We start from the raw sequence: 24,047 nt of genomic DNA, 5'->3' as shown, positions 1-24,047 counted from the left end.
CTCGGGTGGAAAAACGGCGGGGAATGTGCCATATGACTGTGCGGAAATCCTGCAGAAATCCTCGCGTTTCGCGTGTCGAACCGCATCGTGAACGAGGTCCGCGGCGTCAACCGCGTGGTCTACGACATCACCTCGAAGCCGCCTGGCACCATCGAGTGGGAGTGATGTCAAGGGCTTAGGTCTGCGGTAACTCGGTGCTGTTGCTGCTTAGGTAAGGCTAGGGCAAACCCGCTGTGGGGAGTTCTGTGAGGACTCGCTCACAGCGGAGAAGCCTGCATGACCGTCTATAAGCGGGATGGGACCGAGTTCTGGTGGATTGAGTTTCAGCACAATTGAGTTTCAGCACAAGGGGGAGCGCTATCGGCGCTCCAGCGAGACCACTTCCAAGCGCAAGGCCGAGGAGTTGGAGCACAAGTGGCGTGTGGAACTTCGCGCCACTGAGAGCCTGTTTGAGAAAGGGTTCTGACGCGGTCAAGTTGTGAGGCGGCGGAGCATGTTGGAGCTCATGGCGACGCAGATCATGCCTTCGGAGACGTCGATCCGGGCCTCACAGTCACGGACGAGCCGGCGCCAACGCATCAGCCAGCCGAAAGTCCTTTCCACCACCCGGCGGCGCGGCAGCACGTGGAAGCCCTTTTGCTCGCCCAGACGCCGCATCACGGCGACGGTGTCGAACATTATGGACGTCGAGTTCTGCATCGAGGCCGTCGAGAAGGCGATGGGGCGGCACGGACGACCGGACTCTTCCACACCGATCAGGGTAGCCAGTTCACCAGCCTCTTGACCGCAACCGGCATCCAGGTGTCGATGGATGGGCGCGGCCGGCGGATGGACAACGTCTTTATCGAACGGCTGTGGCGATCGATGAAGCACGAGTGCGTCTACCTCCACACCTTCGAAACCGGCAGCGAGGCGAGGGCCGGGATCGGCCGCTGGATCGATTACTACGACATGGACCGTCCGCACTCCGCGCTCGGCGACAGGGCCCCGGAGGAGGCCTGCCAGGGCACACCGGATCCCATCAGATTGGCCGGCATTCTCCTAATTAGTACCGGCCTATATGTTTTCGCTCAGATCGGCGGGAGTAAATAAGATACTCCCAATCAACGGCTGATCGTCTCTACGGCTCCGGTTGACGACAGAGGTCCATGTAGCCGCGGATGTAAGGGCTGGCATTGCGGATGTCGCAGAAGCCCAAAGGAACGAGCCGTGCCGCGATCTCATGGACATGTTGGCTGGCGATCACCAGAACCGCGCGGGATCGGTCGGCCTGCGGGACGTCCGCCGGTGCTATGACTGGGTAGCTGCCGAAGTTTCCGGTCCGGAATGAGTCAAGAAATGCAGTGATGGATAAGTGATCGAATTTTTCGATCTCGCCGCGAACAATCCGAGCGCCTGTTCCCGTTCCGCAAACGAAGAGCGGCACTCCACCTGGCAGTGCCTGGATGTCGGCAGGGGTTAAGATGACTGGCCAGCGAGAAGCGCCGCCGTTTGACAGATCACCCCAAAAGGTCACGGGCTCCTGGTGGTCGTCTGTCGATGCTGGATCGCTGGAGCCACGCATTCGGGCCATGACTGGGTCGAGACGCTCGCGATCGGCTATGCGGAGCAGGGCTCTCTCGCGGTGGGATGGATCGAAGGCCGTATTGTCGTCACGGGTCTCACGCCAGAAGAAGTCCGTCGTCAGCCGCCAAGAGGGCACGATAGCACCCGTTCGCGCCAGTCGGCGGATCAGGAACGTGTCTTCAGCAAAGTGCAGGCGGGGATCGGGACCGATCGCCGGGCGCAGTTCCGTGCGTGCGATGAAGGCACTGGAATGAATCTGCAACCGCCACGTGGCCAGCCGATCAAGGCGTGGCGGCTCCAGACCGAACAGGGTTCGGTTCTCGACATCGGAGGTTTTGCTGCGGCCAAGGGATTCCGGTGACTCGAGCACACGGATCGCGCCCGAATAGGCGAGCGAGGCGCCGCGGTCGCGGAGGATCGGCAGAAGGGTCGCGACGTGGTTGGGATGCAGCGCGTCGTCATCGTCGAGCATGCCGAAGAAAGGCGCTTCCACCGCGTCGATCCCTGCCCACAGGGCGGTGCTCCGAGGTTCGCCTGCCAGCACATTCACCAGCGCCACACGCCGCAGATGGTCGGCAGTGTCGGAAAGCGCTTCGTCCAAGCCATCAACCGCTCCGTACCGGACGACGACGAGCCCAATTCCACCGGTGGTCTGGGCCGCCAATGAGGAGAAGCAGCGTCTGACAAACCGGGAATCGCGACCGCCGACGCGAACGACATAGTCGACCCCAACCAGTGGTGCGTTCCCCTCCGCTGGTCGGATGAACCCGCCGGCCTCCCGCGCTCGGGTGAGCAGATCGGGGAGAAGGGCGATTACGTTAACAGCGCCGCACTGGGACGGGAGACACGCTACTGGAGCACGCTTGGCGGTTGGCGCAAGGATATCGTCGAGGAACTCTGCACATTCCGCAGAGGTGGTGATCCAACCATCGAAGGACAGCAGCCGCGACAACCGTGGCCAATCCCATCGGAAATGTTGAGGCGGAAGGTCCAGCCAGCCGACCCACGGATGTGCGGTGAGCTTGGAAGAGAACGGATCAAGCGCCAGCACAAGATCCGGGGCAAAATCTTCAATTTCGCAAGACAACTGGCACAGGCGCACCGGCCACCCCAATGCCTGCGCGGCGCTTTCCAAGCGTTGCGCCGCTGCACGGCCGTCTTCGGGTTGGAAGTCCACGTTTGGAAGATGAATGGCCAGACGCATGACGTTTCACGTTGGTTGGCGCCGCGGCCCCTGGCGGTTGCCCCAGGCTGGGTTCAGGCGTGGCTTGGTTGTAGCATTCCGTCAGGCCCCAAAAAAAGTCGCCTGTTCGGTACGCCTGTCTCAGGGCAGCGTGGATGGCGGTATGGAAGCTTGCCTGGCAGACGCTCTGATGCCATGCGTGCCTCAATGGTCACGGCAACTCGGCGAAATCTCTTCCGGGTCATCGACATCTTCCAGAAATGACGCAAAAAGCGGGCGAGCGATTGCCTCGTGTTGAGACAGCGTGATAATCAGGTGCTAGCGGTTGCCGCAAGGGGAACGCCGCTGCAGTTTCAGGAGAATCGTGTGCCGTTCCAACCGTCCTCCTCCTCCGACCTGGAACCGCTGCGTCGCTCATTCCAGACGATTGTTGATCGGTTGGCTCCCGACATCGCAGGCCATCCCCGCCGCACCGGCGGCAGCCTCGACGTCGGCGGGCGAGAGCTGCGCTATATCGATCTGCACAGCGTCTATTGGCAGAGTCGCCAGATTTTCATCGACCGCCTTTACGACCTGGACATCCCGTCCCGCTCCCCTGTGATTCTCGACTGCGGAGCCCATATCGGCCTCGCCACGCTGTTCTTCGCGAATTGCTTTCCCACGGCGCAGGTCCACGCCTTCGAAGCAGACCCAATCATTGCCGACGCGCTCGCCTTCAATGTCGGCTCCTTCGGCCTCTCCAGGGTCACTGTGCATCGCCAAGCCGTGTGGGTGAACGAAGGGACGGTCCGGTTTTCCGCAACCGGCGATGACTCAGGCTGTCTCCTGCCCGATGGTGACACGGGAACGCTTGTTTCGACGATGCGGTTGCGCGATTTCATCGAGGGACAGGAGGTCGATCTTCTAAAGCTCGACATTGAAGGCAGCGAGTTTGCCGTGCTCGCCGACTGTGAGGGTGCTCTCGGAAACGTTCGTGCTTTGATCGCCGAAGTTCACCTGTTCGGTCAGCGGGATGCCAGCTTGGCCAACCTGCTCACCGTCATCGAGCGAAGCGGCTTCCGCTATGCGCTATCGGACCTCCATCAGCCCGTTTGGCTTCCGTGCCCCGCTCGTCCTCCCTTCCGCCAACTGCACACCAGCTTTGGCCTTGTCACCGTATTCGCTTGGCGATGAGGCGGTCGACGTGGAAGATCGAGGACCATGCCGGAGAAAGGAACTGTCGTTCGGGCGCCCGATCACCGGTTTCCCGGCAAGGGGTGACAGACCAGGAAGTGGCAGCGTAAGATCAACCATGGTGGATCGGCGCTCCGAAAACGGCAGGAATTGGCTTCAGCATCCAAATTCTACGGCCGATCAACGGAAGACGCTACACCCGCCAATCCTCGTGCATAACCCCGGCTAGGACCATCTTGCCAAAGAGAAAAGGGAAGCTATGAGCGACGCTCGGCTGATCGAAGAGGCTGTGGCGCAGGCAGCTGCGGGTGATCCCGGCGCGGCATTGATGCTGTACGAGAGTGGGTGCGCCGCGCCGCTTCCAGCACATGCCGACGCGCTTTACGACCTGGGCCGGCTTGCCCTCGCTCTGGAGCGGCCGGCCGAGGCGTTGGGCTTCCTCGACCGCGCCCTCGATTGCAATCCCGAACTGTCTCCAGCCCACGTTGATCGCGCCCGCGTTCTGAACCGGCTTGGTCGCAAGCGCGACGCTATTCAAGCGATGTGCCGCGCCGTTGCCATCGACCCCGACGCCCATGCCGCACTCAACCGTTTGCGGTGGCTCTTGGACGAAGGGCAACTGCGGACGCCCAGTGCCTTGTCCCGTCTGGCCCAGCGCGGGGTGCCGGTGGCCTCCGTCCTGGACGTCGGCGCTTCGGACGGGCAGTGGTCCTTGGCGGCTCAGGCAATCTGGCCCGATGCGCGCTATCACCTGATCGAGGCGTTCGATCATTGGCGCAGCGCCCTGGAACGGGTCTGCGCCGCCCAACCCGGCTTCAGCCATGCGATTGCCGCAGCTGGAGACCGCGAGGGCGAGATCTGGTTTCACAATGACCCTGACGCGCCCTATGGCGGCGCGGCATTCCATGGCCAACCCGACAAGGGCTGGAAGGTTCCGCAAGTCACATTGGCAGCGGAAGCCGAGCGACTTGGGCTGAAGCCGCCCTTTCTCATCAAACTCGATACCCACGGTTTCGAGGTGCCGATTCTGGAAGGCGCAGAGGCGCTTCTGCCGCAGGCCAGTCTTGTGGTGATCGAAGTCTACGTCTTTCATGTCCATCCGCAGGCATTGCTGTTCCACGAAATCTGTGCCTGGATGGCTGAGCGGGGCTTTCGCTCCATCGACTTGTCGGAACCCCTGTGGCGGCCCCGGGACAAGGCGCTATGGCAGTTCGATCTGTTCTTCGTGAGGACCGATCGTCCGGAATTCGCGATCAACTCCTATTGATGAAGCGACCGTTCATGAACGGTCGCGGGGAGAACCATGCGCCTTGCCTTGCATAACCCCTTCCAGCCGGCAGCGCCTTGGGCCGAACGCGATCTGGCCTTGCGCATGGCGATCGCGCTGGATGGAATGGGGTGGGAGTGCCGAACCGTCAACACGGTCGAGGAGCTGGAGGCATTCGCACCGGATGCCGCCGTGTGCCTGCATCCGCAGGCGGTGCCGAAAATGACGGCTGTGCCCAGCCTTGCCTGCCACTGGAACCCTCCATCGATCTTTCGAAACGCCCCCGACGCAGTGCCGAATGAGGTGTCGCACGACGCATTCCTGACCGCAGGCCCGGCTGTCGAACGCCGGCTGCGCGACATTCTCTGGGGCACCGGCCGACCGATCGTCACGACACCCATGTATCCCAGTTCGCAAGGCTGGGCGCTGACTCCCACTCTCGATGCGGGCAGCCGCTTCTTCTACGTCGGCTCCAATTGGGATGGGAACCGCTTCCCTGCCTTGCTGGAAATCCTGGCGCGTCGTGGGATGCTGGCCTTGCACGGCCAAGAGGAACGTTGGAAGCACTTGGCGCATGCGTTCATGGGCTCTTTGCCGTTCGACGGTCGTTCCGTGATCGAACGTGCTCACGCCTGTGGCATGGGGCTATGCCTGCACCTGCCGGCTCATTTCGAGACCGGAATCCCGAATATGCGCATCTTCGAACTGTGCGCAGCCGGTGCGCTGACCGTCGCCGACCGGCACCCCTTTATCCTTGAGCATTTCGGCGATACGATCCTCTACGTCGATACGACGCTGGGCGAGGAGGCCACGGCCGAGCAGATCCTTGCTCACGGCGATTGGGCGCGCTCCCATTCCGCCGTTGCTCGCGACATGGCGCGCTCCGCACAAGCGATCTTCCTGGAACGCTTCAGTCTGGAACGGCTGTTCGCACCCTTGCCCGATCTCCTGAGCGGGATACGAAGCGAGGCGGGCTATCACACGGCAAGGCGGGGGCTGCCGATTTCTGTGGTGCTTCCAATCGGCGAGGGTGGCGTCGCAGAGGCGCGGGAGCGCCTTGACACGCTTGCCGCACAGACGGCACTGCCCGCCGAGATCGTCGTTGCCGGCCACGGCGCGGCGGCCCTTACCAGAACAGTGCTCGGTGCTTTGGCAAACGTTCTCTGCGTCGTAGAGCTGCCGGCCGGGCATCTGGAGGGAAGCGCGCTGTGGGCCGGAGCGCTCGCTTCCAGCCAAAGGTGGGTGACTTGGCTGCCGGATGGAGCGCGCCCTTTTCCCGAGCATCTGGCAGCCCTGTATGATGCTGCCGCCCTATGGCCGGATGTGTGCGCCGTTCACGCCGATGTCCTTGAGCCCGACCCGCTGTTTCGCGATTCCAGCCATGGGGACGCTCCTTTCACCCAGCCGGAGAGGCCCTGGCGCCTGACCGAGGAAAATCGGCACCCGCATCCAGCCGGAATCCTGGTGACGCGTGAGCGGTTGGACCCGTTGTTGCGCGCGGACCCAGGTTTGGGGGCGGGCATGGCTTGGCTGCTGGCGCAACGGCTGGCAGCCGGGGGCCGCATCATCGCCAGCCGAAAGGTGACCATCCGTGCGCGCAGCCGAATTGAACTCCCCCCCGAAGAGTTGAAAAGACTGGAGCACTTCGATCTTCTGCAACCGCAGCCGGCTGCACCAAGCACCGGTTCGATCCAGCCATCATCCATGCCCTGGACGGGGCAATCCGACCTCAATCCGCAGGCGGCCGAACCCCTGGCCAGGCTCTTGGAACCCCGCGATTTCGCCAGCCTGCCGCGTGACCGCAACGTCTACATCTACGGCGCCTCGCGTGGCGGCCGACTGCTGCAGCTCGAGCTGGCCAAATGGGAGCATCTTTCGGTTATCTGCTTCCTCGACAGTCATCGCCGCGGCGAGGCGTGGGGGTTGCCGGTGTACCTGCCGGAAGACCTGCCGGCATCGGACATCGCCGCCGGTGTCGTTGTCATCGCCAACCAGTACGTTGCCGCCTGTGTGGAGCGGTTGAGCCGTGTGTTTCCCGACTGCACGAACGACTTCAGTCTCTACAACGCCTATCCTTACATTCACCGTCATCGCTCGGCCGAGAGCAAACTCGCCTGAGATCGACCGCTGACCGTCTCCACCTTCGCGTCGAGTCGGGACGGCATTGCCCGGCCACGACGCAGCGGCGCGAGGTAGGAGAGCTGACCGCCGTCACGGTAGAGCTTGATCCAACGGAAGAGGGTGGCCGTGCTGATACCGGCGGACTTTGCCGCGGCCTCAACGGCCTCCGTACGGCCTTCGGGCACGTCGAGCAGGGGTTTGATAATCTCCATCCGTCTTTTGGCTTCGGCAAGGCTTTGCTCATCCTTGGGCCTTGGTGAAGACCGCCGTGCTGCCTCGACCTCCTTCGGTTCCGGCGATTGGAGGTCGGTCACATTGACGACATCGGTCTCGCCGGTGGTGGTGTCCTCGATCAGCACCGAGGTCGGCGTGACGGCCCGCACAATGGTCCAGACGCGGTCGCGGTGGAGCACCTTCGACTTCGGGCGGTAACTGAGCTTGGCGGCCATGCGCACCCCCCTTACGCCGTCTGCAGCACGGTGTTCATGGTGAGCGGACAATCGAGGTCCGCGGTGATCCTGCCCGTTGCGACCAGATGCCAGAGGCATGGCAGGCCTAGCTGCTGCTCGCTCAACGTCGTGAACGCCGACCGGAGCAGATCGGCGTGGCGGCCGGTAGCGAGCAGCCGAAACACCAGCATCAGCACTCGAAAGTAGACGAACGAGTAGACCGGTCCGTATGCGCCAAGGCTCGTCCAGCCGGCCGCAGTGATGTTGAGAAGTTGCTGATGGCGCTCCGGGGCCGACGTATCGGGCAAAGCATCCTGGGGTGCTCGCGCGAAATTGTCATCCTCCTCGAAGACGAGGCCAGCCCAGCGGGTGAAGGCAGCTTGCCGCAACGCTTCGGAATCAACTCCAGTACGCTCGGCCAAGGTGGTCTGGAGGTCCGGCTCCACGTAGCGGTCGAGATCGCGGGGCCGTGGATGGGCGCCCGGCTTGACCAGCCGGTAAAGCTCGTCCGGGTACAAGCCGTTGCCGGCGGCGAGCCGGGCAAATCAGGAGGAGAAAGTCTCGTCCGGCAACAGCGCCGGGCGCCAAGGCCACAAACCGTTCGTCGTCCACACCATGTCCGGGCGTCTCCGTCGTCCGTCGATGCCTTCATCGGTATGCGACGGCGCGGGCTTTTGCCACGGAGCGGGAGGTCAGCCGGAATGCGCGATGGAACGAGCCCCGGTCGGGTCGGCGCAGAGTGCGCGCGGTAACATCAATAGATGCGAGTATCCAGCACGCGTCTCCGAAGTGGCCAGCGAAGGGACACTTGGGACGATGCTCGACCGCAAGGCGCTAAGCTATTGTCGTCGTTTTGTCTTTTGCTTTACCGAGCGAGCGCAGCTCGCACCCAAAGCTGCCAACTTCTCACCTATAGCTGTTAACTCGCATCTATAGGAGGAACTGACAAATTTCATTTTAAGATCAAGGGCTTAAGGTGGCTGGGGCGCCAGGATTCGAACCTGGGAATGGCGGTACCAAAATCTGCCAAACCCTATTGATTCAATTAACAAATTTGCCTTTGTGTGCACACCATGTGCGCATGGCTTATCGCCGTCCGAACACGCTGCTTTCGAAGGCTGCCATGGCGTCGGCGTTGTCGTGCTTCCGGTCGAACAGGTGCCCGTAGAGGTCGAACGTCATGGTGATCGTGCTATGGCCCATGACCGCCTGCACCCGCTTGGCGTTCCAGCCCAGGTCGATGAACATGCTGGCCGCGAAATGGCGCAGATCATGAAACCCGTAACGGACCTCCGGGAGCGGGATGCGACGCTTCTTCCCATCCTTCGCCTCGATCGCCGGTCGCGTCTTTGACCAGCCGCAGGCGACTTGAACCGGCACCATGCACTGCTTCCGAGCCACATTGTAGTGCATCGGCTTCTTGTCCCAGAACGGGAACACCAGATCCAGCTCGGTGGGCGGGCATGCCATCTTCCACTCTTTCAGGACCCGGACGGCCATGGGCGGGATCGGCACCTCTCGGCGGCCCGTCTTGGACTTCACCGGCCCGAGGTCCCGCTTGAAGTTGACCCGACGCCGGACTTTCACTAGGCCAGCCCGAAAGTCGATGTTGGCCCAGGCCAGCCCAAGAACCTCCGATATGCGCAAGCCGGTGAACGCCGCCACGGTCAGCAGGGGGTACCAGGGCGTAGGCCGGCGCACCATTTCTCCGTCGTCGCCCTCCACTTCCATAACCAGCGGCCACATCCGCTCTGCCGCGCGCAGCATGTCGCCGATCTCATCCGGAGACGGGATGCGGTCGATGGAATCGGTTTCGTTCTCCCCATCGTAGTCCTCGGCGCGTCGGCTCTCGACCCGGACGCCAGCAGCGACGTTCTGAGCAAGGAGTTCCCGCATCATCGCGTCCTTCAAGATCGCCCCGAGGGCGGAGACGACCTTTCGAGCGGTGACGCGGGAGCGCTTTTCGACCATTGTTGTTTTGAAGGCGACGACCTGGGGGCGGCTCAGTCGGGAGAGCTTCACCGAGCCGAGAGACGGTTTGATGTGGTTTTTGACGAACTCTCTATAGCCCTTCAATGTCGATGCCTGGAGCGATTCTCCTTCGCAGGTCTGGAGCCAGAGATCGGCAGCTTCCGCCACGGTGATGGACGTGGCGTCGGGTGTGTGGGTGCCGGTCACCATTTCGCCGCGGGTGCGGGTCTCGAATGCTTCCGCCTCTTTCTTCGTTCGGAACTGTCGGGATCGTTGCTGTCCGCCCTGATCCCGATAGCGGACCTGCCAGCGAGTTTCCCCGCTGGGCAAAGTCCGCTTCGTCACGGATGCCATAGATCACTCCGTGTGATGGTTGCGGAAGGTTCAGAGTGCCACGCTTTTTCGAAATGGCAACGTGGCGCGTCACCGCTCAGAGGAGGTGCCGCTTTCCTCCTGCTGCTTGATCCATTCCAGAACGGTGGACTTCCGCGCACACACCTTGTCGCCCAGGCGAAAGGCAGGGAAACGCCCGTTTTGAACGAGGTGATAGACCTTGCGCTTGTCCGCCGCGTCGCCATAGACGAACTCGGCAATGGCGTCGGCCCCTTCGAGAAGGTCTTCACCGATGGTGCGGACCAGGGCCGAGGGCATGACCGCGGCGAGACGGCTGGCCAGTTCCAGCGCTAGAATGTCGGCGAGGTCGGAACCGACTGTGCTGGCGAGTGGGAGTCCGCCAGTTGCAGGCTTCACCCGCATGGTGGCGCGGGCGACGTCGAGGCACAGTTCCGTCGCGGGGGTCGGCTTATGCATCGTCGTCACTCCCGAGCCTCCAGCTTGTCGATGTTCGTGCGGTGGACGGCGAAGGTCAGGGCGACCACCCACGGGTTGGCGTCCCAGGCGTCGGCGCCGTGGAGGCTGGTCCAGAGCCGGGCGAACACATCGCGCTCATCCTCGATGCTCGATCCCTCCGGCATACCGATGTTCCCGGCATCCTCCCGCCATTGGAGCCATTCGTCCGTGATGGCGCCCTCGGCATAGACGTCCTCGCGGGTGATGTCCTGGAGCCGCTCGACCCGCACCTGCTCCACCACCAGCGTGAGCCGGCTGGCCCAGCGGGGCATGTGGATGGAGGGCTTCCATGGCCCGGTGTACTGGGCGCAGCCGTGCTCCTTGTGGTGCAACTCGCCGTTGGCGTAGGCCAGCGTGGCGCCGTCAGCCGCATACTCCACACCGAGAATGCCGGGACCGGCGTAGGCGTCGGATGTGGCGAAGTTCTCCCGCACCCACAGCCGATCCCTGGGCTGGAAACGCGGCGTGATGTCGAAACTGCCGCACAGGTGCCCAGCCGGTCGGTTCTGGAAGAGCGGGCCGGTCCATGCCTCGAAGGCTCGGCGCACCGGGGTCCGCTTCTCGATCGGCAGCCACGACTCCTCGCCGAGCATGTAGTTGATCCCGCACTCGGCCGGCGGTTGCTGCTTCAGCGCGATTCGGTGCTGCTTCTTCCGACCATCCAGCAACGCGCGGATATCTTGGTCCCCGAGGTTGATGGGCAGTTCACGGGGCATGGGGCGCCTCCACCTGCTGGCGCACCGCGTCCATCACCTCCGGCGCCGGGCTGAAGAAGCTCAGCGCCCCCTTGCACGGGACCGGCTGGGCGAAGGCCACCGGGTTGCGCAGCAAGAAGCCGAACCGCCCGAAGAACCAGGGGCTGTCCGACCGGCTCACGCAATCCACGATCTCGACCACGCCGACGATGCAGCCGCCGGCCGCCTTCAGCATGGAGGGGGTAAGGCGACGGTCCGGCTGGCCGTCGTCGTCCTTAGGGAACACGCTGTCGAGCGGGCGGAAGCCGGTCGAGCGCATAATGCTGGCCGCCTCCTCGGCGTCCTCCATCGCCTCCTCCTGGCGCCACCAGGACGAGGCGTGGACCAGGACCGAGCCGCGGTAGCCGGTCGGCCAGCCGCGGTTCTCGATGTCCTTGCCCGCGTGCAGGATCGCCCACCACCAGGGCGCGCGGATAGAGAGGGCCTTCGTGGGCAGGGTGAGGGGGTCACGCATCGGCAGCCTCCATTCGCCCGGCGCCGCCCCGAACGCTCGCCGCACCCAGCTCGAACGCCTCGATCAGCGCCCGGACCTGCCGGATGGCCTCTTCCAGGTGCAAGCGGCGGTGGGGGCGATCCTCCAGCACGGCCAGCAACTCGCAGGGCGCGAGGCCGCCGCGTTCGGCAAGCAGTTTCAGGGTCTGGCCGTGGTTGATTTGCGCCTGTGCCCTATGGGGTGCGACTAGGTTCCAGGCGATGGCCCAGTGATCGAGTTGCACGATGAGGGGTCTAGTACATTCCCGCTTGCGGGCCTCAGCGCAACACGGGATGGTGGAGTAGGCGTGTCCACACAATCCAAGTTTTAGGCTTCGTACATGACCTTTGGAAACTTCGTTCGAGATCATCGTTACAATCGCCGGCGCGATCTCCACGAGCCCTACGGCGGTCAGCGCCAGGGTGGCATCATCACACCGTCGAAGTACCCAGTCATATTTGCAATCACCGGGGAAAGCGGGGTCCAGCACGGATATCTCGATGGCTGGACTAGCGATGGCCAGGTTTTCCGTTACTTCGGCGAAGGCCAAGAAGGCGATATGACCTTCACCTCCGGAAACAAAGCCATCCGCGATCATGTCGCCGAGGGAGAGGATTTGCTCCTCTTCCGGAAGCAGGATCGGTCCGGCATGCTGAGGTTCCTCGGCCAATTTGTCTGTGTAAGTACAACCAGAGAACCGACACCAGATCGCCGTGGGAACATGAGGAGTGGGATCGTCTTCAACCTGGTGCCGGTAGAGGCGCTCCATGATGCTGACGCTGCGGAGGCTGAGGTAGACCACAGTGCCTATGGGGTCGATCTGGCGGCTCTTCGGAGCGCCGCAATGGGAGCTGCATCCACTGGTGAAGACGAGCCAGCCGAAGGTGCTCGCCGGCGTGTTTACCAGCGCAGCGAGGTGGTGCGCCGATATGTGCTTGCGCGTGCCGCCGGCATCTGCGAGTGCTGCAAGTCGCCTGCTCCATTCATGCGAGCCAATGGTGAACCATACCTGGAGCCACATCACATCCGACGCGTGAGCGATGGTGGTCCAGACGATCCTCGCTACGTCGCAGGGGTATGCCCAACCTGCCACCGACGCATCCATCATGGCGCGGATGGCAAGGACATCAACGAGGCACTGGGTGAGGCAATCCTGCAGTTCGAGTATGCCGTGGCCTCGGTCGAGCCTCCTAATCGAACAACGCGAAAGCGTGTTATGGCCTAGGCTGCTGTTCATCACAGCGCCTCCCTGGTGGCGGAAGCGGAGGGGACGGGCGGCCGGCCGGCAGGTCCAGCCGCCGCCAGCTGCTCGATCACCTTCGGGCCGGTCCATCGCGGCGCGTTGTCGGGATGGGTCAGGCCATGGCTCTTCAGGGCGATCCGGATCGCCATGATGGATTCCAGCGTCGGCTGCCCGCTGTAGTCGGTGAAGCTCCAGTCCCACATGTTCTTGACCGCGGTCGCGGCACGCCGGGGGGCTTCCGGCAACGTGGCGCCGCCCAGCGACACGCCGGTCGGCAGGTGGGTCAGCATGTGCAGGCCAGTGCACTGGTCAGGGTGGACGCCGAAGAAGCCTTGGGCCTTGCCGCTGACGGTCGACCATCCCTTCGTGGTGATGATGCGGTACTCGGCATCGGTCCAAACGCGGTGGCCGATGGCTTCCGAGTTCAGGGGCTTGGCGTCGGGCGAAAGAGGACGATTGGGCATAGCTCGTCACGCCCCCGGCGCAGCGCGGTTGTCCACCGCCGTGCGCTCGTCCATCGGCGCCGTCATGTGCGCGGCATGCAGGACACCCGTGGCCTTCAGCCGGTCGTAGGCGTCCAGGTCGTGCACCACGGCCACATAGGGCAGGGTGGCCGGGCGCGGCTGCTGGCCAGCCTTCCGGGCGAGATCGTGGGCATGCTCGTCGGGGTGCGTCTCGAAGGTCGGCGGCAGGTCGACCAGCTCCGCCGGCATGTAGGCCTGCGCCGCGGGGTCCCAACGCTTCAGCTGGTACTGCACGACGGTGGGGAAGGCGACGCGGCCATTGGGGTGCTCCTGCTCCGGCACCGTGACCTCGCCGGGTGGCGGGGCCATAGTGGCGCAGGCGCGGATGTGGCGGTTGGTGTGGCGGACCTCCTGTGTCGGCTCGAAGGGGCTGCTGAGGTGCCGGCCGGTCGGGGTGATGCCGGTGAGGCGGGTAAGTTCGTCCATCATGCAGCCTCCTGCTTGACGGCCTTCACCTCGGCCAGCGGACGCGCGATGCCGCCATCGATCCAGTAGGACATGCCCATGCCCGCGGCCTGCAGGTCCGGCACGAGGTCGGGCTTGCCGAAGGTCATGCACACCACGGCGGACACATCGGCGGCGCGCAGCATCTGGATCAGGCCGCCGCGCCCCAGATGATCCAGCACATCGGCGGCGTCGATGATGACCAGGCCGTGCCCTTCCACCTTGGCCAGGGCGACCTGCAGGACGGCGCGCACGCGGAACTGGTCGCTGGAGAGCTGGGGGCCGAGACCGGACAGCAGCGGGTAGGCGCGCCCGCCATAGGTGACGGACAGATCCGGCTCGATCCGGACCGGCTGCCAGCCGGCGGCGGAACACAGCTCGGCCAGCGGGCCGCCGTTGAAGGTGTCCAGCACCTTCAGCAGCTTCGACTTGCGCAGGCCCTCCGGCGAAAGCAGGGTCTGCACCAGCGCGTTCACGGCCAGCTGCTTGGACAGCTCATGGGCTTCCAGACTCGCCTTCAGCGCGGCGTGCCGGCGTTGAGCCAGAGCCAGCCGGTCGCGCGTGGCCTGGACATCGGCGGCGCTGCCGGTGCCGCCCTTGGCCTTCAGTGCGGTCAGCCGCTGGGAAGCGCTGTGGGCGGCCTGATGCGCACGCTGGGCATCTGCCGCGGTCTGGTTGGCGGCGTCGAGCTGCTTCTTGGCGTGCGAGGCGTTGCCGGCGGCGATGTTGATGCGGTGCCACGCGATCCGCGGCACCAAGCCCTACAACCTCCCGCCGTCGGACGTCTATGTGTTCCGCTACAGCCAGCTATCCGGCTGGGCGGACATCTTTGCGCAAGGGATTTTCCGGACCGTCGTCTATGACGAAATCCAGGAGCTGCGGACCGGTGTGGAGAGTGCCAAAGGCTGCGCGGCACTGGTGCTGTCCGAACATGTCCAGTGGCGCATCGGTCTGACCGGCACACCCATCTACAATTGGGGCCGGGAAATCTATGCTGTTGCCCGATTCCTCGATCCGGAGGTGCTGGGTTCGGCGGAGGATTTCTTCCGGGAATGGACCTCTGAGGGCCGCCTGAAGGACGCTAAGGCGCTCGGCACCTACCTGCGGGAAAACCACTTCTACCTTCGGCGCACGAAGGCCGATATCGGCCAGCAGCTTCCGCCGGTCAGCCGGATCGTGCAGCGCGTCGATTGGGACCAGAAGGCCCTGAACGCGGTCGAGGACATCGCCCGTCAGCTCGCCCTGACCTCCGTCTCCGGCTCCTTCGAGGAGCGGGGCCGGGCCGTCCGCGAACTGGACGCCCGCGTCCGGCACGCGACCGGGGTCGCCAAGGCGCGCGGCGTGGCGCAGTACGTCCGGATGCTGCTGGAGGCGGAGGATCCGGTGGTGCTGGTCGGCTGGCACCGTGACGTCTACGACATCTGGCTGGAGGAACTGAAGGACTTCAACCCGGTCCTCTACACCGGCACGGAATCGGCGGCCCAGAAGAACCGGGCGGTGAAGGCCGCCATCAGCGGCGAGACGAACCTGTTCATCATGTCGCTGCGCTCCGGCGCCGGCCTGGACGGGCTGCAAAGCCGCTTCTCCACCATCGTCAAGGGCGAACTCGATTGGTCGCCCGGCATGCACCAACAGCTCATTTGGCGACTGGACCGCGATGGTCAGACCCAGCCGGTGACCGCGCTCTACCTCGTTGCGGACGAGGGCAGCGATCCGGTCATCATGGAAGTGCTGGGCCTGAAGGCCGCTGAAGCCCACGGCATCAACGACCCGCACAGCGACCCCATCGCCCCCGACGCCGACACATCGAAACTCCAGCGCCTCGCTGCGCGCTATCTCGGGAGGCGAGCATAATGCCCCGCGACATCCCCGCCCTAATCGCCGATCTGCGGCAGGGCCGTCATCATCTCGTTCATCTTGCAGCGCGCGGCGGCGCGACCCATGAGGCGGTCGCCAACGTGCATATCGCACTGCTGGCGGCGGAGGCTGTGGCTAACCCGCCGCCCGGCCTGACGGCGGCGCGCCCGGTCATCTACGACGTTCCCGACATGCCGCTGGTGCTTGCTCTGGTCGGTGAGGATGGCCAGCTGCAGGCGATCGACCTGAAGCCGCTCGACGCCCTGGCGCTTGCGGTGGACCTCACCACCTCGGCCCGGCGCCGGCTGGCGGGAGGTGGGCTGTGACCCGCGCCCAAGCAACCCTCTGGGACGACATGCGCACGACGCTTCCTGAGGCCATTGAACTGACGGCCCAGAGCCTGTGCGCCTACGGTCCACAGCATGATCACTGGGCCATCGGCTGGTCATGGGGGAAGGACAGCACGACAACGCTGACGGTTGTCGACCACCTGATCGCCACCGGTCGCGTCCCGGCGCCGAAGTCCCTGACGGTTCTCGGTGCAGACACGAGGATGGAGTTGCCGCCGCTGGCCATCGCGGGCCAGCAGATCACCCGACAGCTCGAGGCACGCGGCGTGACCGTCCGAACGGCCCTGGCGCCTATGGACCTGCGCATGATGGTCTACATGCTCGGGCGCGGCGTGCCGCCGCCGTCGAACTCGTTCCGCTGGTGCACCCGCCAGATCAAGGTGGAGCCGATGCAGGCGGTGTTGGAGGACCTGCTGGCCGAGGTGCCCGGCACCGTCCTGATGATCACTGGCGTTCGTGAAGGTGAAAGCGCGGTTCGCGACGCCCGGATCAAGATGAGCTGCGGCAAGGATGGCGCCGAGTGCGGGCAGGGGTGGTATCAAGAGGTGCTGCCTGAAGCCCCAGGCATGCGCGGCCGCATCGCCACCCTCGCGCCCATCCTGCACTGGCGCGTCTGCCAAGTCTGGGACTGGCTCATGTTCGAGGCCCCGGCGCTGGGCTGGGCGACCGCGGATGTCGCGGACGCCTATGGCGGTGACGAGGCGGAGGAGATCAACGCCCGGACCGGCTGCACTGGTTGTGCTCTCGCCAGCCGTGACCTTGCGCTGGAGACGGTTCTTAAGTCTCCGAAGTGGGCCTACCTCGCGCCGCTGCGCGAGCTGAAGCCCCTGTACCGCGAGCTGAAGAAGGCGAAGCACCGCCTGCGCAAGCCCGGCATCGACAGCGAAGGCAACGCGACTGGCGGGAAGAACAAGCAACGTCTCGGTCCCCTGACACTCGAGGCCCGGCGGATGGGTCTGGAGCGGGTGCTGGACATTCAGCGCCGGTGCAACGAGGCCGCTGACCGACTTGGCCGTCCACGGATCGACTTCATCAATCCAGAGGAAGAGGCCCGCATCCGCGAACTGATCGCCGCCGAAACGTGGCCGCAGGGCTGGGACGGCGACGAGCCCGTTGGTGATGTGCCGCTCGACCAAGTCTACCGCGACGGCCTAATTCAGCCGCTGCTGGTGAGGTGAGTCATGACCACCCATGCACAAGCATCATTCTTCACCGGCGAGACCATCGCCAAGCCCAGCAAGCGCCCGTCCGGCATCACCAGAGAATCGGTGGGAGACCTTCGGTTCCGGAGCACGTTGGTCCGCCGCTGGGGGCCCGGCCCCCTGGTCGCGTGGCTGATGTGCAACCCCAGCACTGCCGACGACCTGCGCGACGATCCCACGTCCTGGCGCGTGATCGAGTTCACCCACGCCTGGGGTTACCCCGGCGCGATCGTCGTCAACTTCGCGCCGTTTCGCTCCAGCAAGCCGGCGGAGCTGTGGCCGTGGCTGAATTGGCAGAACGACGGGCCGGACTGGCGCGCCCGCGACGCTTGGCAGGCGAACCTCGGAACGGTGGAAAAGGCAGCTCGAGGCGCGGCGCTTCGCGTCGTCGCCTTCGGAGCCGAGATCGTCCGACGCCAGCCGGTGATGCTCGATACGGTGCTGGAGGCGTTCGGCCAGCCCAGCGACGTCGACGCCGACGAACGGCTCCACTGCCTCGCCACCAACGACGAGGGCTCACCTCGGCATCCCCTGGCCCGCGGGAAATGGCGGGTGCCCGAGGGCGCGAAGCCCCAGCCATGGCAAGGGTTCGCCGCTGGCCTTGTCCACCCCCTGCTGGAGGGCGCCACGCCATGACCGACCTTCGGACCCTGATCCACATAACCCCCGCACCGGTCAAGCCGGCCCAAGGGACAGCCTGCAACGGCTGCGGTCTGTGCTGTGCTGCGGAGCCGTGCGCCGTCGCTGTCATGATGATCGGCGCCTCGCCCGATCGCGGGCCATGCCCGGCTATGGAGCATGACGGGAGCAAGTTCGTCTGCGGCCTGAACCCCGTGGTGATCCAGGCGGCGTTCACGGAGCGCTACGCCTGCACCTATGCAGGATTTTTCCGCACCAACTTCCGGCAGGCTGCCCGGTACCGGCTGGAGCTGTTCGCCTCGGCCACGTTCACGGGGCCGCTGTACGACACGAGGAATCCCACGACGGGCCGGGATCGGGCGGTGGTGCCGTCTCTGCTGGACTGGCGGCAGCTTCGGTGGGGCGACAGCAACCTGTTCCGCGGCGACTTGCCGACCGAGGATTTCGCCCTCTACCCGACCAACATCCATGTGATGGTGCCCTACTGCCGGGTTAGGTCCTGCCGGTGGACCTTCTATGGAGGCGCTGCGGCGCCGGACGGAACCGACGCGGCCTCCTACAGCCTGGGCTATGGCTGGATCTCCGACAGCCTCCAGTTCTGGCGCTCGCTCGACGCCGAGGACGGCTACGTGTCGACCGACGAGGTGACGCGCTTCCCCGGTGGCGGGGTGTCGGTAGAGCCTGGGACCGGGTACCGCACGGTGACGGTACCTCGGCAGGTCAACGGCCGGCAGATGCGCGACAGCCTGTTCGACCTGGCCCGGCGTGTGGACTATTCGAAGCCGGTGGTCTGGCTCCCCAACATCGACGATCCGGCGGCCTGCTTCCGCTACGGCGGCCTCTTCCAGCGGCGCGGCGACCACGCCAACCGCTGGTTCGCCTCCTCCTACACCAGCAGCAGCACCTCGCTTGAGGAGATCACCACATGACGACGCAGAGCGAACTGCGCGCCATCAACGGCGACGTTTACAATCCCGGTACCAATGCCGGAGGCCTGGACGGCCCTGGCGGCATGGAGGCCAACTTCCCTCGGGCGCTGGGGCTGATCGCCCAGGGCCTGGACGACATGGCTGTCTACCTGTCGCAGGCCAACTTCGTCGCGGCGCAGGCGAGCATTGCCACGGTCTACCAGCTTTGTCAGGCGCTGGTGGCGCAGATCACCACAGGCTCCACCAGCGCGCTCGCCTTCCCGGCGGTTGACAAGCTGCTGCTGTCGGCAACGGACATCGTGGCAACGATCGTTTACGACACCCGCCTTGACGACCGGCTGCCGGACGGTGGGCGCTGGAACGAACCGGGGCGCTGTGCGCACCTGTCCTGGCATGCCGAGACGCTGGGCACCAGCACGCGAGGCATTAAGCGGGACTTTCCGCTCGTGGCGCTGCTCGTGCTGCGCGCCACGTCGCTGGTCATCTACGACGCGCTGGATCTCGATCCCACGGGTGGTCCCCGCATGTGGATGACGTTCCCTGCGCCGACCTCGTCCTCCCGCAATATTCTGGGCATTTCCAACACGGGGTCGCGCGTCTTCACCACCGCCGCCGCGCTGAATGGGCGGCTGTATGTTGGCGGGACGGACTGGCTGTGCGAGGTCAACTTCGCGACGGATCGGGCGCTTTTCCGGACCGGTTCGGATGTCTTCAGTGGGTGGATTCCCGGCACCATCGCGCAACGTGCCGCCGGGCTGGGCGTCTCTTCTCCAATGGCTGGCGCGGCCATCGCGGGCATTCCCGTCAATTTCGTGCGCCCCCGCGTTCAGCCCGGCGCTCCGCTGGATCAGGCGGGCCTGCCGATCCCGACCATCGCGGCGGCGACGGACGGCGGCTTCAGCGTGATCCACCCGTCCGGGGCGGTCGCGAATATCACTGGTGGGGCGTACACGGGCGTCGCGTTCTTTGGCGCGGGCCGCCTCTGCGCGTTTCTCGCGGGCTCGGACCAGAGGTTCGAAGTCGGCCCCCTGCCGTACTCCACTATGGACCGCGCGGTGTGGCGGCAGGGCTACTACAACAACGGCGCGGGCACGAAGCTGCTGGCGCACATTGGTGGCACGGCGACAGCGGTCGCACCCGGCGCTCTGGGCACCAGCACGGGCGTTTCCCTGCTGGTCGAGGACGAAGCCAACCCGGCAAACGGGCTGATCGCCCACGTCGCAACTTCCTTCGCCACGGGGTGGTTGCCGGGAGACATCCGGCTGGCTGTGCTCTGCGACGCCACGACAGGCAGCATCACCGGGTCGGGTGACCTGATCGTCAACGGCCGCTTCGACGCCGACCTGTCCGGATGGGTCGTGAGTGGCAACGCAGCGTGGGTAGGCGGGGTGGCGCAGTTCGGCGGTGCGGCGTATGGCGGCATCGAACAGGCGCTCACCACCGTTGTCGGTCAGACTTACCTCGTGCCCGTGACGGTTGGCGGCGGGCCGGTGACCGTATCGGTGGGCACGGTGGCCGGGGCGACGGACGTCTATCCTGCGACCAATCTACCGGTTGGGGCGCAAGCCATACAGTTTACGGCCACTCGTACCACGACCTATCTGAAGTTTTATAAAGGGTCCACAACGCCAGCAGGTACGGTGGACGAGGTGTCCTGTCGGGTGGCGGTCGCCGACCGCAGCTACAAGGGCAAGGGGACGGCGATTTACGGCACACCCCAGCGCAACCCGGTGGCAACTGGGGCCGAGGTGGTGCTGTGGTCCGGCTGGGCGTCGGACGCTTACCTGGAACAGCCCTACACCAGCGACCTGGACGTGGGCACGGGTGACTTCTGGGTCGCTCTCTGGACGACGGCCACCACCGGTTCTCTGATCGAGCGCGGGACCAGCGGCCTGCCAACCGGCCTTGTCCGGCTGGCCGCGTCCGGCGGAAGCTATCAGTTCACCATCGTTGATTCCGCGACCGCATCCGGCGGGGTGACATCGGCTACCCCGACTCTCCTTGTCGCGCAGCGGGTCGGCGGTGTGCTGGAACTGTGGGTCAACGACACGCGGGTTGGCAGTGCCACGGGACCGGCCATCAACACCAATCTGGCCGGCGCCGTCACGCGGATCGGCTGCGCCATCGGTGGAACATCCCCCGCATCCGGCGGCATCACCATGGTGCGGTGGGGTGCTGGCACGCTGTCGCCCGCTCAAATCCGCCGGGTTTATCGGGACGAGGTGAGGCTTATGCGGCAGGACGCCAAGTGCCTGTTGGCTGGCAGCAACACCGTAACCGCGCTGGATCGCGACCCACTCACCGAGCGGCTGCTGGTCTGCACAGGTGCGGGCTCGAACATCTTCCGAGACCTCAATCGAGCCGCTTATCACTCGACCAGCACCATCACGTCCACCACCTCCAACAGCCATAAGGGCGGCAGCCTGCGCGGCGGGGTACTGCTGATCGGGACGGCGGCACAGGCGGCGGCGCTGATTGACGCGTTGCCCGGCAAGGAGGCGATTTTGTCCGGTGGCACGCGCCCGATCGGCGGCGGCTTCGTCGCCCGCGGCGTAACCACCGATGCGACCCCGCTCGATCTGGCGCCGCGGGTTCTGGTGGGTGAGCGCGAAACCGTGCTGGTGGAGGCGCGGATCATCGGGCGCGTCTACGGCGGCGCGGACACGGAGCGGCTGAGCTACGTCCGCAAGGCGACTTGTTACCGGGACGCCAGCGGCAACGTCGCGCTGCAGGGCTCTGTGCAGACCATCGGCACGGATACGGAGGTGACCAGCACCGCGGACGCGACGCTGGCCATCGACACCGCCAGCCAGACCGTGAGCGCCCGCGTGACCGGTGTGGCGAGCAAGCGCATCAGGTGGGACGCCACCTTCACCATCACCCGCCTGTCGGAGGAGACGAGCTATGCAGCCTGACCAGATGCCCGACAGCTACCGGGGTGGGCGCCTGCTGTACCAGTGGCGTTGGGTGCAGATCCAGCCGGCGGTTCTGGACCCGGAGACCGGCGACGAGCTGGAGCCCGCTGTCTTCGGCCCGCGCTGCCCGGACGCGCCGCTCGATGTCTTCGCCGCCACGCCGGAGGAGATCGCCACGGTGCTGGCCGGCAACGCGGCGGTCCGAGTGCTTGTCGCTGCTGCGCTGCCGTCGGCTGCCCCCTTGATGATCCAGGACTATGACCGCGAGGGAAACTTGGTCGGGGAGCGCGAGGTGATCCCGGAGCCGCCCGCCGCCCCGGTGGTGCCGCTGTCCGAACTGAAGGCCGCCGCGGTGGACCTCATCAACGCCCGCGTCGGCGACCTGCGCGGCCTGCACATCACCGTGACGGTCGGGCAGTCCGCGACCTATCTGGAAAAGCAGGAGGAAGCGGAGCGGCACGCGGCCGGCGACAGCGGCCCGTTCCCATACCTCTCGGCGGAGGCCGCCACCACCGGCTCCACCCTGGACGAAGTGGCCGCGCTGGTCCGAGCCACAGCCGCAGCCTGGACGGCAACGAACGCCGACCTGGAAGGACGCCGTCGCGGCGCGCTGGTGGCCGTCGAAGCCGCCGAGACCGCCGTCCAGGTCTACCAAGCCTGTACCCACCTCCGGGCCTGACCGCCCGCGACAAGACTCCCACCCCGTCCACGATCCCGGCGCCTGCGAGGCGCCATTTTCATGCCCGCGCCACGGCGCCGGGCCGCAGGAGGTCCCATGCCCGATCCATCGTCCGCCGCCGACGGCGGTCTACTGAACAACGCCCTCAGCTATCTCGGCACTGGCGCCCTTGGGGCCGCCGTGCTCTGGCGAGCGCTGGTCTACTTCGGCCGCCATGATCGCGCCGCCAAGATGGAGGCGGAGCTGCGCGACGATCTCCGTCTACGGTTGGACAAGGCGATGACCGACATCGCCTCGATGGCCCACGAGCGGAACCAAGCGGTGATGGTGAAGCTGCAGCTCGAAACCGAACTGCGGCTGTCCAACGAGCATCTGGCATCAGCCCGGTCGGAACGGGATGAAGCGCGGACCGCGTTGGTGAGGGTCCAGCACGATGTGGAAAATCTGATGGCGACGAACCAGCGGCTGGTCGAGGAGGCCGCTGTCGCTGAGGCCGAAGCTCGCGGGACACCGACAGGCACGAAGCCCGGTTCGCGGCAGGTGCCGGGAGAGCGGCCATGGAAAAGCTGAACGAGCCGGGCCAGCACGATGCACAGCAGGTCGCAGACAAGGCACTGGCCGACTGCGGCGGGGACGAGGCCGCCGCGCGCCTCTTGTTGGCGCACCAGCTTACGGTCGCCCGCCAAGGGATGAGCACAGGCCACCTGCGGCTGGGTGCGAACGCCGCGACCCGCTGAATCGCTCCTCTGCCGGGGCTTGATCCATCGGCAAAAAGAATGGCGGCCCATAGAGCCGCCAAGGTTCAGCTAACTCTGCCGTGGAAAGCAGATCGCGCGACCGTAAACGCGGCTGCTCTTTAAAACAATTCCAATGAGGAAGTAACCCAATGACCAACGTGCCCGCCGGCGCGGCGATCCCGCGCGACATCCACGATGATGCCTTGGCTCTCGTCCGTCACTTCGAGGGTCTGTACCTGAAGGCCTACCTGTGCCCTGCGGGCGTGCCCACCATTGGCTACGGCCACACCGCCGGGGTCCGGATGGGCCAGAGCATCACCTCCCTCCAGGCCGAGGTCTTCCTTCGCGCCGACATGGCCGATGCGGCTGCGGCGGTCGACAAGCTGGTCACGGTCCCACTCACCGATCGGCAGCGCGGCGCCCTGGCGTCGTTCGTGTTCAACTTGGGGGCCGGTGCCCTGCAATCCTCGACCCTGCTGCGCCTGCTGAACCAGCGCGACTATGCCGGGGCCGCCGGCCAGTTCGGGCGGTGGGTGTTCGCCACGGTCAACGGCGAGAAGGTGCAGCTTCCGGGGCTGGTGAAGCGGCGAGCGGCTGAGAAGGCGTTGTTCGAGACCGCCTGACCATCACTCACACTTTCCAGGTCATGCAAAAAATCCTTTCAATTGGGCTGATAATCCTATAATGTGACCCTGCGTTGTCCGCGAAGTATGGCATCGCCA

At 65.3% G+C, this 24,047-nt stretch carries 26 protein-coding genes and 3 pseudogenes; 17 read left to right on the top strand and 12 right to left on the bottom strand.

Going from position 1 to position 24,047, the window contains the following annotated elements:
• Nucleotides 1-48 precede the first annotated feature (48 nt).
• A pseudogene (locus ACWPN7_RS06530) lies at nt 49-165 on the top strand (GMP synthase (glutamine-hydrolyzing)); the annotation flags it as partial.
• 130 nt (nt 166-295) lie between these two features.
• Entirely contained in the window at nt 296-466 is a 171-nt protein-coding gene (locus tag ACWPN7_RS06525) for a hypothetical protein (protein ID WP_490246414.1), read from the top strand.
• A 5-nt stretch (nt 467-471) separates the two neighbouring features.
• On the opposite strand, the pseudogene ACWPN7_RS06520 reads toward ACWPN7_RS06525, so the two are convergent.
• Nucleotides 472-645: pseudogene (locus ACWPN7_RS06520) on the bottom strand (transposase); the annotation flags it as partial.
• A gap of 25 nt (nt 646-670) precedes the next feature.
• Here ACWPN7_RS06520 and ACWPN7_RS06515 point away from each other — a divergent pair.
• Nucleotides 671-1,092 (top strand): annotated as a pseudogene (locus ACWPN7_RS06515) (integrase core domain-containing protein); the annotation flags it as partial.
• 28 nt (nt 1,093-1,120) lie between these two features.
• Here the strand turns inward: ACWPN7_RS06515 and ACWPN7_RS06510 are convergent.
• Nucleotides 1,121-2,770, bottom strand: coding sequence for a glycosyltransferase (locus ACWPN7_RS06510; protein ID WP_349621745.1), 1,650 nt, complete (start codon nt 2,768-2,770; stop codon nt 1,121-1,123).
• Nucleotides 2,771-3,115: 345 nt separating this feature from the next.
• On the opposite strand from ACWPN7_RS06510, the gene ACWPN7_RS06505 reads away from it, so the two are divergent.
• From ACWPN7_RS06505 to ACWPN7_RS06495, 3 genes are all read left to right on the top strand, one after another.
• Complete coding sequence (locus ACWPN7_RS06505; RefSeq protein ID WP_349621744.1) at nt 3,116-3,922, top strand: FkbM family methyltransferase; 807 nt, start codon at nt 3,116-3,118, stop codon at nt 3,920-3,922.
• 259 nt (nt 3,923-4,181) lie between these two features.
• Nucleotides 4,182-5,189: an FkbM family methyltransferase gene (locus ACWPN7_RS06500; RefSeq protein ID WP_456531851.1), complete on the top strand. Its 1,008-nt coding sequence runs from the start codon at nt 4,182-4,184 to the stop codon at nt 5,187-5,189.
• Nucleotides 5,190-5,225: 36 nt separating this feature from the next.
• On the top strand, nt 5,226-7,307 hold the full coding sequence (locus tag ACWPN7_RS06495; protein ID WP_459197197.1) for a glycosyltransferase family protein: 2,082 nt from the start codon (nt 5,226-5,228) through the stop codon (nt 7,305-7,307).
• Here ACWPN7_RS06495 and ACWPN7_RS06490 read toward each other — a convergent pair.
• The 7 genes from ACWPN7_RS06490 to ACWPN7_RS06460 form a co-directional block, all read right to left on the bottom strand.
• Nucleotides 7,277-7,759 carry a hypothetical protein gene (locus tag ACWPN7_RS06490; RefSeq protein WP_349621741.1) on the bottom strand — a complete coding sequence of 161 codons (483 nt, stop codon included), beginning with the start codon at nt 7,757-7,759 and terminating at the stop codon, nt 7,277-7,279. The two genes, ACWPN7_RS06495 and ACWPN7_RS06490, sit on opposite strands and share 31 nt — an antisense overlap.
• A gap of 11 nt (nt 7,760-7,770) precedes the next feature.
• Nucleotides 7,771-8,277, bottom strand: a complete 507-nt coding sequence (locus tag ACWPN7_RS06485; protein ID WP_459197198.1) for a hypothetical protein — start codon at nt 8,275-8,277, stop codon at nt 7,771-7,773.
• Between the two features lie 568 nt (nt 8,278-8,845).
• Nucleotides 8,846-10,084: a tyrosine-type recombinase/integrase gene (locus ACWPN7_RS06480; protein WP_492273198.1), complete on the bottom strand. Its 1,239-nt coding sequence runs from the start codon at nt 10,082-10,084 to the stop codon at nt 8,846-8,848.
• Between the two features lie 69 nt (nt 10,085-10,153).
• On the bottom strand, nt 10,154-10,540 hold the full coding sequence (locus ACWPN7_RS06475; RefSeq protein ID WP_492273197.1) for a MerR family transcriptional regulator: 387 nt from the start codon (nt 10,538-10,540) through the stop codon (nt 10,154-10,156).
• A 5-nt stretch (nt 10,541-10,545) separates the two neighbouring features.
• A complete protein-coding gene (locus ACWPN7_RS06470; RefSeq protein WP_492273196.1) occupies nt 10,546-11,295 on the bottom strand; it encodes a hypothetical protein in 750 nt (249 codons plus the stop codon).
• Nucleotides 11,285-11,788, bottom strand: a complete 504-nt coding sequence (locus tag ACWPN7_RS06465) for an ASCH domain-containing protein (RefSeq protein WP_492273195.1) — start codon at nt 11,786-11,788, stop codon at nt 11,285-11,287. The genes ACWPN7_RS06470 and ACWPN7_RS06465 overlap by 11 nt, the downstream gene beginning before the upstream one ends.
• Nucleotides 11,781-12,050, bottom strand: a complete 270-nt coding sequence (locus ACWPN7_RS06460; RefSeq protein ID WP_492273194.1) for a hypothetical protein — start codon at nt 12,048-12,050, stop codon at nt 11,781-11,783. The genes ACWPN7_RS06465 and ACWPN7_RS06460 overlap by 8 nt, the downstream gene beginning before the upstream one ends.
• 96 nt (nt 12,051-12,146) lie before the next feature.
• Here ACWPN7_RS06460 and ACWPN7_RS06455 point away from each other — a divergent pair, with 96 nt between their 5' ends.
• Nucleotides 12,147-13,031 (top strand): HNH endonuclease, encoded by an 885-nt coding sequence (locus ACWPN7_RS06455; protein ID WP_492273193.1) that lies wholly within the window; start codon nt 12,147-12,149, stop codon nt 13,029-13,031.
• Between the two features lie 11 nt (nt 13,032-13,042).
• Here the strand turns inward: ACWPN7_RS06455 and ACWPN7_RS06450 are convergent, their stop codons facing one another.
• Genes ACWPN7_RS06450 through ACWPN7_RS06440 form a run of 3 tightly spaced genes read right to left on the bottom strand, consistent with a single transcriptional unit; the run spans nt 13,043 to nt 14,775 of the window.
• Nucleotides 13,043-13,513 carry a hypothetical protein gene (locus ACWPN7_RS06450; protein WP_492273192.1) on the bottom strand — a complete coding sequence of 157 codons (471 nt, stop codon included), beginning with the start codon at nt 13,511-13,513 and terminating at the stop codon, nt 13,043-13,045.
• A 6-nt stretch (nt 13,514-13,519) separates the two neighbouring features.
• A complete protein-coding gene (locus ACWPN7_RS06445) occupies nt 13,520-14,002 on the bottom strand; it encodes a hypothetical protein (protein ID WP_492273191.1) in 483 nt (160 codons plus the stop codon).
• Nucleotides 13,999-14,775: a hypothetical protein gene (locus ACWPN7_RS06440; RefSeq protein WP_492273190.1), complete on the bottom strand. Its 777-nt coding sequence runs from the start codon at nt 14,773-14,775 to the stop codon at nt 13,999-14,001. Before ACWPN7_RS06440 ends, ACWPN7_RS06445 begins: the two co-directional genes overlap by 4 nt.
• On the opposite strand from ACWPN7_RS06440, the gene ACWPN7_RS06435 reads away from it, so the two are divergent.
• The 10 genes from ACWPN7_RS06435 (at nt 14,747) to ACWPN7_RS06390 (ending at nt 23,948) form a co-directional block, all read left to right on the top strand.
• A complete protein-coding gene (locus ACWPN7_RS06435) occupies nt 14,747-15,871 on the top strand; it encodes an SNF2-related protein (protein WP_492273189.1) in 1,125 nt (374 codons plus the stop codon). The genes ACWPN7_RS06440 and ACWPN7_RS06435 overlap by 29 nt on opposite strands.
• Nucleotides 15,871-16,200, top strand: a complete 330-nt coding sequence (locus tag ACWPN7_RS06430; RefSeq protein WP_492273188.1) for a hypothetical protein — start codon at nt 15,871-15,873, stop codon at nt 16,198-16,200. Before ACWPN7_RS06435 ends, ACWPN7_RS06430 begins: the two co-directional genes overlap by 1 nt.
• Nucleotides 16,197-17,402, top strand: coding sequence for a phosphoadenosine phosphosulfate reductase domain-containing protein (locus ACWPN7_RS06425; RefSeq protein WP_492273187.1), 1,206 nt, complete (start codon nt 16,197-16,199; stop codon nt 17,400-17,402). The genes ACWPN7_RS06430 and ACWPN7_RS06425 overlap by 4 nt, the downstream gene beginning before the upstream one ends.
• A gap of 3 nt (nt 17,403-17,405) precedes the next feature.
• On the top strand, nt 17,406-18,062 hold the full coding sequence (locus tag ACWPN7_RS06420; protein WP_492273186.1) for a DUF1643 domain-containing protein: 657 nt from the start codon (nt 17,406-17,408) through the stop codon (nt 18,060-18,062).
• Nucleotides 18,059-18,994 carry a hypothetical protein gene (locus tag ACWPN7_RS06415; RefSeq protein WP_492273185.1) on the top strand — a complete coding sequence of 312 codons (936 nt, stop codon included), beginning with the start codon at nt 18,059-18,061 and terminating at the stop codon, nt 18,992-18,994. Before ACWPN7_RS06420 ends, ACWPN7_RS06415 begins: the two co-directional genes overlap by 4 nt.
• Entirely contained in the window at nt 18,991-21,909 is a 2,919-nt protein-coding gene (locus tag ACWPN7_RS06410) for a hypothetical protein (RefSeq protein ID WP_492273184.1), read from the top strand. The genes ACWPN7_RS06415 and ACWPN7_RS06410 overlap by 4 nt, the downstream gene beginning before the upstream one ends.
• Nucleotides 21,899-22,588, top strand: a complete 690-nt coding sequence (locus ACWPN7_RS06405; protein ID WP_492273183.1) for a hypothetical protein — start codon at nt 21,899-21,901, stop codon at nt 22,586-22,588. The genes ACWPN7_RS06410 and ACWPN7_RS06405 overlap by 11 nt, the downstream gene beginning before the upstream one ends.
• Nucleotides 22,589-22,684: 96 nt before the next feature.
• Nucleotides 22,685-23,158 carry a hypothetical protein gene (locus ACWPN7_RS06400; RefSeq protein WP_492273182.1) on the top strand — a complete coding sequence of 158 codons (474 nt, stop codon included), beginning with the start codon at nt 22,685-22,687 and terminating at the stop codon, nt 23,156-23,158.
• Nucleotides 23,146-23,325 carry a hypothetical protein gene (locus ACWPN7_RS06395; RefSeq protein ID WP_492273181.1) on the top strand — a complete coding sequence of 60 codons (180 nt, stop codon included), beginning with the start codon at nt 23,146-23,148 and terminating at the stop codon, nt 23,323-23,325. Before ACWPN7_RS06400 ends, ACWPN7_RS06395 begins: the two co-directional genes overlap by 13 nt.
• Before the next feature lie 149 nt (nt 23,326-23,474).
• Nucleotides 23,475-23,948 (top strand): lysozyme, encoded by a 474-nt coding sequence (locus ACWPN7_RS06390; RefSeq protein ID WP_492273180.1) that lies wholly within the window; start codon nt 23,475-23,477, stop codon nt 23,946-23,948.
• The last annotated feature ends 99 nt before the right edge of the window (nt 23,949-24,047 follow it).

It is taken from the genome of Azospirillum sp. UENF 312511 (assembly GCF_058780635.1).
Note: the sequence above shows the minus strand (reverse complement) of the source record. Positions and strands in the feature narration are given on the sequence as shown.